The following is a 317-nucleotide window of genomic DNA, read 5'->3' on the forward strand; positions in this document are numbered from 1 at the left end:
GCTACGGCGCGTGCCCCTGCCTCGAGCCAGGGCGGGCTGACGGCAGCGGTGATCGACAGCGCCGGTCTTGCCGGCTACGCGGAGTTCTGCGCTTCAGCGCTGTTTGCCCCGGCACAGAGCGCGTCCTGGCTGCGCAACTGGAGGGCCGAGACCAAGGCCGACATAGTGATCGCCACGCTGAACCTCGAAAGCAGACCGGCGCTTTCGCTGGCGCTGGAGGTCGTGCGAAGCGGTCCTTTCGGTATCGCCCGTTTCGCCGGCGGGCGCCACGCCAACGGCAACTTCCCTGCAGCCGATCCGCGGCTTCTGCCCGCCTT

The 317-nt window shown here is 69.1% G+C and carries 1 pseudogene; it reads left to right on the forward strand.

What is annotated here, in order from left to right:
* Nucleotides 1–317 (forward strand): annotated as a pseudogene (locus tag EN845_RS35735) (GNAT family N-acetyltransferase); the annotation flags it as partial.

The organism is Mesorhizobium sp. M8A.F.Ca.ET.202.01.1.1 (assembly GCF_004791595.1).
Lineage (GTDB): Bacteria > Pseudomonadota > Alphaproteobacteria > Rhizobiales > Rhizobiaceae > Mesorhizobium.